Source organism: Nostoc sp. (genome assembly GCF_036919575.1).
GTDB lineage: Bacteria > Cyanobacteriota > Cyanobacteriia > Cyanobacteriales > Nostocaceae > Nostoc.
The window spans coordinates 78,105-86,217 of sequence record NZ_JBALBY010000021.1 but is presented as its reverse complement, the minus strand read 5'-3'; the positions used below and the strand labels follow the sequence as shown (position 1 = coordinate 86,217).

The following is an 8,113-nucleotide window of genomic DNA, read 5'->3' as shown; positions in this document are numbered from 1 at the left end:
GAGTCTTTTAGCTCCATTAATGAGGCTTTGAACTCCATTAATGAGTCTTTTAGCTCCATTAATGAGGCTTTGAACTCCATTAATGAGTCTTTTAGCTCCATTAATGAGGCTTTGAACTCCATTAATGAGTCTTTTAGTTCCATTAATGAGGCTTTGAACTCCATTAATGAGTCTTTTAGCTCCATTAATGAGTTTCTAATTGCCCCAGTCTCACTCCCCTATTTTGCCAACTGTTGAGAAAATATCACCTTTTGATAGTAATCTTGTAGCTGCCTAGTGGCAGCCGCCCAACCCCACCTTTCTGCTTCCTGGCGAGCATTTTGACGGATGATGTCTCGTTGTTGTTTTTGTTCTAATAGGCGAATAGTAGCAGCGATGGCTCCGCCCGCCGCAGGCATCGCTCCTTGAAAATCTGCTGTTGGCTCAAAAAGATATCCATTTACCCCATCTGTGACAATATCGGGAATTCCCCCCGAACGGGCTGCTACTACTGGACAGCCAGCAGCCATTGCTTCTAGTAGTACTAAGCCTAGTGTTTCTGTACGGGAAGGAAAAATAAAGGCATCAGCACTCGCAAAGGCAGAACCTAATTCTTTCCCCATCAGATACCCAACAAAATAAGTGTTTGTGCCAGCAAAGTGTTTTTGCAATGCTTGACGGTGGGGACCATCCCCAACTAATGCCAACCGCGCTTGGGGAATTGCTTCTAAAATTGGTTTGATGCGCTCAATTTCTTTTTCAGCCGAAAGCCGCCCAACGTAAAGTAGCAATGGACTGTCTGGATGATTTTGTGATAGGCGCGATCGCATCTCTACACTAGCTAAATCGGGGTGAAATAATTCTGTATCTACCCCACGCTGCCATAAATCTACACGTTCAATACCGTGTGCTGTCAGTTCCTCCACCATAGCTGTGGAGGTACACAGGTTCAAAGCTGCTTGATTATGAGCGCCTTTCAACAGTTCCCAAAGAAAACCTTCCAGCATCGCCAAGCCGTAATGTTGGAGATATTGGGGTAAATGGGTATGATAAGACGCTACTAAGGGTATTTTGAGGATTTTGCTATAAAATATGCCAGCTAAACCCAAAACTGCTGGATTCACGACATGAATAACATCTGGCTTAAACTCTTCTAAGGTGTAACCAATGGCTGGGCGGGGTAATGCCATTTGCAATTCTGGATACAATGGCAGAGGAAAGCCAGTAACGCCGTAAACTTTAGCGCCTTTGTATTCTGTGATGCCTCCATCAGGGGCAATCACCAGCACTTGATTACCACTGCGCTGTAAATGGTCAACGGTATGGCGCAGGCGCGTTACAATGCCGTCAACCTTGGGCAAAAAGGTTTCGGTAAATAGAGCAATTCTCATATAAAACTATTCAGTACAGGCAGATAATCCCAGCTTTTCTTGCGTTTCGGTATCAAACACGGAGTAAACTGTCTCCTGTGGTGTAATCAATTCTGCACAGTCGGATTTAATATTTTGTCTCTGTTTTTGTACAAAGTCCGAGATGTCCTCGATGTTAATAATCCAATCTTTGGCGTAAGCAGCTAGCACTTGACCACGTAATCCTAACTGAATAGCGCGCCGCCCTAATTTTGTCCCAGATGGGTGATGGTCTGGGTCCCATTGTAGGCGGACTTGTGATTGCCTCAATGCTTTTTGCCATGCACTTTTATTGAAATAAAGTTCTGGAACGTAGCTGGAATGAACAGCCGCCGCTAAAATTTCATCAAAAGCCGAACGCTTAATCCAAATAGCCAATACTACCTCTTGCCCATTTTGTGTACCCCATCCAGAACGATACATCATCCAGAGGAAGTTAGGTTTGATCCAACTCATGCGGTCAAAACTGAACTCACCACCAAAATAACCGTAGGTGGCGGCGAAGTTACCAATAGCTGGACGATACGCCTGATAAACAACAATTGAATGGTCGTCATATTGTGCTAAAATATGACGACCATTTTTAGGCCAATTACTGACTTGAGTTAAATAAGGTTCTGTTATCAGCCGCACGCAGAGTTTACCCTAATTTCTGTGCCAAGAGACTTTAGGCAGAATTTGTTTATGATCAACTCGTTTCTGATACTTGATGGCAAAGTTTAACAGAGAATCGAGTAGAGAATCAGAGAGCAAGTGAGGCTGTAAACCTAAATCGAGCAATTTAGTGTTTTTAGCGTTGAAGTAATGTTCTTCTTTCTCGACTCTGGGATTATCCAGGTGATTGATTTCTATGTTCAATCCCATAGCGTTACCAGCTTTTTTCACCATCAATGCCAAGTCCCCGACGCTAAATTGTTCGGTAAATTGGTTAAATACTCGGAATTCACCAGCTTCGGCAGGGTTAGCGATCGCTAATTCCACACATCGAACTGTATCCCGAATATCCAAAAATCCGCGAGTTTGCCCACCTTTACCATAGACGGTTAGGGGGTGTGCGATCGCTGCTTGAATACAAAAGCGGTTTAGTGCTGTACCAAACACACCATCATAATCCAGCCGATTTATCAATAGTTCGTCCATCCCCGTTTCTTCGGTTAAGACGCCATAAACTACACCCTGATTTAAATCCGTTGCCCGCAATCCCCAAATCCGGCAAGCAAAGTGGATGTTATGACTATCATGGACTTTGCTTAAATGGTACATTGAACCGGGCTGCTTGGGATAAGGTAGGGTATCCTTGCGTCCATTGTGTTCAATGGTGATATACCCTTCCTCGATGTCGATGTTGGGTGTACCGTATTCACCCATCGTTCCCAGCTTCACCAAATGACAGTCCGGGAAATCTTCCCGCATGGCATACAGTAAGTTCAAGGTACCAACTACATTATTGACCTGGGTGAGAACTGCGTGTTCGCGGTCAATCATGGAAAATGGCGCTGAACGCTGTTCACCAAAATGTACTAGGGCGTTTGGCTGAAATTGATGTAACGTTTTGTTGAGAAATTCGTAATTAGTAATATCGCCGATGAACAAGTCGATAGATTTACCCGTCAAATCTTGCCAGCGCTGGAGGCGTTGCTGAATTAGTGCGATCGGAGTGAGAGTTTCAACACCAAGTTCATTATCCCAATGCCGCCGCACCAAACTATCTAAAATTCCAACTTCATAACCTCGATTGGAAAGGTAAAGAGCAGTTGCCCAACCGCAATATCCATCACCGCCAATAACCAGGACTTTCATCTTCACCAGTTTTTACTTGCTCATAGCTAAATCTATCAGGTTTCTGTCCCGTCTCAATCATCATTCTAGTGGAGATGTGGATTTTGGGGGAGTGGGGAGTGGGGAGTGGGGAGATGAGGGAGATGAGGGAGATGAGGGAGATGAGGGAGATGAGGAGAATAACCAATGCCCAATGCCCAATGACAAATGACAAATGACAAATGACAAATGACAAATATTTCAAGACTTGGAAATCCGATACTGTTGGGCAATGTAATAAAACAAACGATAGTAATCTGGAAATTTTTGGCTTTTGCTTTGTCCCCGCCAACAGTATTTCACTTGACTCTGAGTTAATGTCAGTGTCATCGAACCTACTTGTTGATCAACTTCTACAACCATTACCCCAGATACTCCTTGGGCGGTCTGAAAGTTGGGTTTTATCTTTTTCACAGACTCTTGGTTTGTAACAATCGAATTTGCTAGCTGCTGACTTGCCCACCCCCGAATCTCCACTGAGTTATCCTGTCGTGAAATAAACGCGATTCCATCATCATTTGCTGGGGCTGCTAAAGAAGTCCAGTTACTCGGATATGGAAATTCAAAGCCATAACGGGAGTTGTTATAAGTTTTCCAGGCGATCGCTCCGGCGTTAAAATCAGATGCAGTACAACCCCACAGAATTATCAACAGGGCAATGACTCCGAAGAAGCTGGCGGCAAACCGATAAATTCTTCGCCCCAAACTACAGTAGGACTTACGCAAAACCACACGCTGTAGGGGCAATTCATGAATTGCCCTAAGAAGAAAATCACTCTTTTCGGCTATTGTTTGCGTAAGTCCTGTATAGATTTTATTAGCAGTAGCCATTTACATTACACATTTTGTCAAAGTCACTGATTTTATAGAAATACCAGAAACTCAGATCAATACCTTCCCCAATTTACGATTTATTCCCGAATCGGGAAACTGCACCAAAAGAGCGCTCATTAAAAATTCAATATTCTTTTCAGCATATTTACCATTCTCTTTTGAGTTCGCGGTAGAGCAAGCTCAGAGTAAGTGCTTTATCACACAACTCATGTACAGTCCATCTCAGACAGCCGAGCTAACTTTGGAGCTTTTTCACTTCCAAACCAACACATCTTTGCAATTTCCACCAAATCTTTCTGTAATTTGCATCGGTAAGCCAAACGACCAAAAACCACCAAATATTGATGTTTCTGGCTTACCAGATTCGGATGTGGCATCTCGCATCCACGCGCAAATTTGGGTAAATGGGGATGAATACCACATCACTGATTTGGGCAGTTCTAATGGTACATATATTAATGGTGTAAAACTTCAACCTCAAGTTTTTTCCCCCCTGCAACCGGGAGACAGAGTTTCTCTTGGGCAGGGAGACAAAATAACTTTCATGTTTAGGGTGCAGCAGCACTCTGCATCTGCCACAAAAAATCCTACACCAAACTCCGCGCCAACAAAAATTACAGCACCTGCGATCGCTAAAGAAGAGGAAGATCAAGTAGTTCTTGCCAGTAAGCTTATTGGCTTAGGACTAATCCTAGCAGGGATTACATTTTTAAGTACAAGCATTTATATCAGTGTTTATTTACGCAGCACACCTGGAATTTTGCTCTGTATGGGAGGTGTAGTAGCTCTGAATTGGGGTGGGCGCGATCATCGGAAACTCGGATGGGTGTTGATTGGCATCGGAATTGCCCTGTTTATTGCCAGTGGTGTGGTAATCGGCTCAGTTTCCCTTTTTTCGATGCTAGTGTCATTCGCTGGCATCTCCTGTGGATATCAATTGTTTACAACCGGCAAGGTGTTCAACTTTAATCCGCTGACGCTCCAAATAATGAAAAAATAAGCCAAGTCAGGCAATCATTGATTTATCGTTGGTTTAGCGATCGCTAATTCCCATTCCGGGAAAAATCTCGCCTGCCCCCTTTGTTCAGAAGATCAAACACCCAAGTTATTAATTTCTGTTGGCTTCTGAAACAGCTTTGATAAAAGACTTTTAAGCATATGTGGCAAAAGTGCAGGCCCTGGTAAAAAGACAATACCCAACTGTTGCATCAATCCAAATGCATCACCTTGCCCCCAATGCTCTACAATTTTGCCGTTTTCAACGCGATCAATGTGCATGATTGATAACTTAATTTGCTTACCCGTTGAAGGAAGACCTTGGAAGTCACCAAGATGCGTAGCTGTAAATGTTCCACAAGTAACGACTTTATCTTCTTCTACAAGCACTTGGTCAAATGTATGTTGACCGTTCGTAAAGGCTAAGTAGAAAGCCATACCGAACTGTTTAAAACCTTCACTGTCAAGAGGGGCAGGTGTGCCAGCCATGTGAGCGACAAAATTAGGAGACAGAAGTGCGAAAGCCTGGCTAATATTCCGCCTGTCGAAAGCTCCATAGAACTGAAGAACAATATCTTTATTTTGTTCAGTTGGACTTATTTCTTTACACATACAGCCTTACAAATAGCTTATCCAATAATCTATCGTCCCATTGTTGGGAAAACTATGCCAATCAATTAAGATCGCCCCCTTTTTAAGGCAATACAGTTCAGTTAAGCATTTTTTTCTTCTCTCTGTTTCCTCTGCGTCTCTGTGGTTCGTTAAAAAAATTGACTTTGACAAAGAGTTTGAGGCTTAACCCAAGCGTATTGCTTTTTAAGGAGGGTTGGGAGGCAATACGGTTCGGGGGGATCGAGGTTTCAGGTTTTGAGTGCATAATTCTGAGAGGTTCGTAGTCAGCGATTTATCGCTCAATTAAATACCGTTTCAGCCCCAATTGTAAACAAATGTAACAAAAGTGCCGTTAAAACGTTTTACCGTCTTGACAAGCAAGAAAAGAACCGATAACTTGATATACATACCCGGGTAAGACCGTTAAAGAGTTATATGCAAACGCAAACTAAGCAAAAGGTCACTTTGTATTTATCGCCAGAGTTGCACAGAAAACTGAAGATTCGTTCAGCAGTCGATTCTGAACCAATGTCAGAGCTTGCCGAACGTGCCCTCGTGTTTTACCTGTCTAATGCAGAATTGGTTGACGAGGTAGAAGATTCTTCTTACGGGCGGACTCATAGAGTTTATTCATGTCCAACTTGTGATAGCTCACTAGTCTTACGTGATGGGGAACTGGTTGCTTTGGGCAATCAACCAGGATTAGTTGGTCAAAAACATCTTTCCATTGATATGGATGAAGATGAAACCAATCCCAAGGGTGAGGAAGAGTTAGTTCCTTGCTAAATAGATAGGAATTATTGATGATTCGGTTGTCTTTACCAGAAGCAATGTCTCTACTGTCTTTATAAGGTCTCAAGTAGGTCGAAGTATGAAAGAAGAGCTCAATATCCTAATTCAAGCTCAATACCCTTTAATCTACCTTGTTACCTCCGAGGAAGAGCGGGCCGAGCAAGCAATTTCGACGATCGCCCAGTTGTTAAAGCCCCAGCGCCGAGTATTTATTTGGACAGTAACACACGGGATTGTGGAGTATGGTCAACCCCGGAATGTCACCCAACATAATACCGTGTCTCCAGAGGCGGCGATTGAGTGGATCATTCGGCAGAAAGAACCTAGTATATTTATTCTTAAAGATTTACATCCATTTATAGATGCGCCTGCAACTAATAGATCGTTGCGTGATGCGATCGCCAGCTTTAAAGGTACGCAAAAGAATATCGTTTTGATGTCCCCAATGCAGCAAGTACCAATAGAACTGGAAAAAGAAGTTGTCGTTCTCGATTTTACATTGCCAGATATGGCTGAGTTGAATAAGGTATTAACTCTCCATATAGAGCAAAATCGTGGTCGGCGGGTGACAACAGAAGCCAGAGAAAAGCTTCTCAGAGCCGCTTTGGGTCTAACTAAAGATGAAGCTGAGAAAGTCTATCGGAAGGCACAGGTAACTACAGGGCGTTTGACGGAAGATGAAGTAGATATCGTTTTATCTGAGAAAAAGCAACTAATTCGGCGCAATGGGATCTTAGAATACATTGAAGAAGATGAAACCATTGATGCTGTAGGTGGCTTAGAAGAGTTAAAAAGATGGCTCAAGCAACGCTCTAACGCCTTTACAGAAAGAGCGAGAGAGTATGGTTTGCCTCAACCAAAGGGGATGTTAATTCTCGGAGTTCCCGGTTGCGGTAAGTCATTAATTGCCAAAACTACTTCCCGGCTGTGGGGTTTACCACTGTTGCGGTTAGATATGGGGCGAGTCTACGACGGCTCAATGGTGGGACGAAGTGAGGCAAATCTGCGAAACGCCCTGAAAACAGCAGAATCTATTTCCCCAGCGATTTTGTTTATCGATGAATTGGATAAATCCTTTGCTGGTAGTGGAGGTTCGTCTGATTCTGATGGGGGCACTTCCAGTAGAATCTTCGGCTCTTTCCTCACATGGATGCAAGATAAGAAATCACCAGTGTTTGTGATGGCAACTGCCAACAGAGTAGAACGCTTACCTGGGGAGTTCTTGAGGAAAGGACGCTTTGATGAGATTTTCTTTGTCGATCTGCCAACACCGGAAGAACGGCAGCAGATTTTCAATATTCATCTGACCAAGCGCCGTGAAGACATCTCTCGATTTGATCTTGAGCAACTAGCCAAGATGTCTGACGGCTTTTCTGGGGCAGAAGTTGAGCAAGCGATCGTTGCGGCAATGTATGAAGCTTTTGCCCAAGATCGGGAGTTCACCCAACTAGATATTATTGCTGCACTGAAGGCAACATTGCCGCTGTCTCGAACGATGCAAGAACAAGTAACGGCTCTGAGAGATTGGGCCAGACAGCGCGCACGCCCCGCAGCATCCTCCGTAGCTGAATATCAGCGAATGGAGTTTTAAAAGCTTTCCTCTGCCATCCCAGGGGGAAAGGCTAGCTCCCAATGCTAGCAGTTATAAGAAAAGCCGCATCCTGATAAGCGCG

The 8,113-nt window shown here is 43.7% G+C and carries 10 protein-coding genes; 3 read left to right on the top strand and 7 right to left on the bottom strand.

Annotated elements, in window-relative coordinates; genetic code table 11:
• The 6 genes from V7K27_RS06995 to V7K27_RS06970 form a co-directional block, all read right to left on the bottom strand.
• Positions 1–185, bottom strand: a 185-nt coding sequence (locus tag V7K27_RS06995; RefSeq protein WP_334945603.1) for a hypothetical protein, incomplete at its 3' end; no start/stop codon positions are given.
• Between the two features lie 33 nt (positions 186–218).
• Positions 219–1,370, bottom strand: a complete 1,152-nt coding sequence (locus tag V7K27_RS06990; RefSeq protein ID WP_334945601.1) for a glycosyltransferase family 4 protein — start codon at positions 1,368–1,370, stop codon at positions 219–221.
• Positions 1,371–1,376: 6 nt separating this feature from the next.
• Positions 1,377–2,021, bottom strand: a complete 645-nt coding sequence (locus tag V7K27_RS06985) for a DUF4291 domain-containing protein (protein WP_334945599.1) — start codon at positions 2,019–2,021, stop codon at positions 1,377–1,379.
• A gap of 12 nt (positions 2,022–2,033) precedes the next feature.
• Complete coding sequence (locus tag V7K27_RS06980) at positions 2,034–3,188, bottom strand: NAD-dependent epimerase/dehydratase family protein (protein WP_334945597.1); 1,155 nt, start codon at positions 3,186–3,188, stop codon at positions 2,034–2,036.
• A 60-nt stretch (positions 3,189–3,248) separates the two neighbouring features.
• Positions 3,249–3,395: a hypothetical protein gene (locus V7K27_RS06975; protein WP_334945596.1), complete on the bottom strand. Its 147-nt coding sequence runs from the start codon at positions 3,393–3,395 to the stop codon at positions 3,249–3,251.
• Between the two features lie 12 nt (positions 3,396–3,407).
• Entirely contained in the window at positions 3,408–4,037 is a 630-nt protein-coding gene (locus V7K27_RS06970) for a hypothetical protein (protein WP_334945594.1), read from the bottom strand.
• Positions 4,038–4,248: 211 nt separating this feature from the next.
• On the opposite strand from V7K27_RS06970, the gene V7K27_RS06965 reads away from it, so the two are divergent.
• Positions 4,249–5,040 carry an FHA domain-containing protein gene (locus tag V7K27_RS06965; protein WP_334945592.1) on the top strand — a complete coding sequence of 264 codons (792 nt, stop codon included), beginning with the start codon at positions 4,249–4,251 and terminating at the stop codon, positions 5,038–5,040.
• Positions 5,041–5,132: 92 nt separating this feature from the next.
• On the opposite strand, the gene V7K27_RS06960 is transcribed toward V7K27_RS06965, so the two are convergent.
• Entirely contained in the window at positions 5,133–5,648 is a 516-nt protein-coding gene (locus tag V7K27_RS06960; protein WP_334945590.1) for an ester cyclase, read from the bottom strand.
• Between the two features lie 435 nt (positions 5,649–6,083).
• Here V7K27_RS06960 and V7K27_RS06955 point away from each other — a divergent pair, with 435 nt between their 5' ends.
• Both V7K27_RS06955 and ycf46 read left to right on the top strand, forming a co-directional pair.
• A complete protein-coding gene (locus V7K27_RS06955) occupies positions 6,084–6,434 on the top strand; it encodes a hypothetical protein (protein WP_334945588.1) in 351 nt (116 codons plus the stop codon).
• Positions 6,435–6,519: 85 nt separating this feature from the next.
• Positions 6,520–8,031: a stress-responsive protein Ycf46 gene (gene ycf46, locus V7K27_RS06950; protein ID WP_334945586.1), complete on the top strand. Its 1,512-nt coding sequence runs from the start codon at positions 6,520–6,522 to the stop codon at positions 8,029–8,031.
• Positions 8,032–8,113 lie beyond the last annotated feature (82 nt).

What these genes read in the sequence shown, in the direction of transcription:
- V7K27_RS06965 (WP_334945592.1), top strand. Translation starts at nt 4,249, where the DNA reads ATGTACAGTCCATCTCAGACAGCCGAGCTAACTTTGGAGCTTTTTCAC.
- ycf46 (WP_334945586.1), top strand. Translation starts at nt 6,520, where the DNA reads ATGAAAGAAGAGCTCAATATCCTAATTCAAGCTCAATACCCTTTAATC.
- V7K27_RS06970 (WP_334945594.1), bottom strand. Translation starts at nt 4,037, where the DNA reads ATGGCTACTGCTAATAAAATCTATACAGGACTTACGCAAACAATAGCC.
- V7K27_RS06990 (WP_334945601.1), bottom strand. Translation starts at nt 1,370, where the DNA reads ATGAGAATTGCTCTATTTACCGAAACCTTTTTGCCCAAGGTTGACGGC.
- V7K27_RS06955 (WP_334945588.1), top strand. Translation starts at nt 6,084, where the DNA reads ATGCAAACGCAAACTAAGCAAAAGGTCACTTTGTATTTATCGCCAGAG.
- V7K27_RS06980 (WP_334945597.1), bottom strand. Translation starts at nt 3,188, where the DNA reads ATGAAAGTCCTGGTTATTGGCGGTGATGGATATTGCGGTTGGGCAACT.
- V7K27_RS06960 (WP_334945590.1), bottom strand. Translation starts at nt 5,648, where the DNA reads ATGTGTAAAGAAATAAGTCCAACTGAACAAAATAAAGATATTGTTCTT.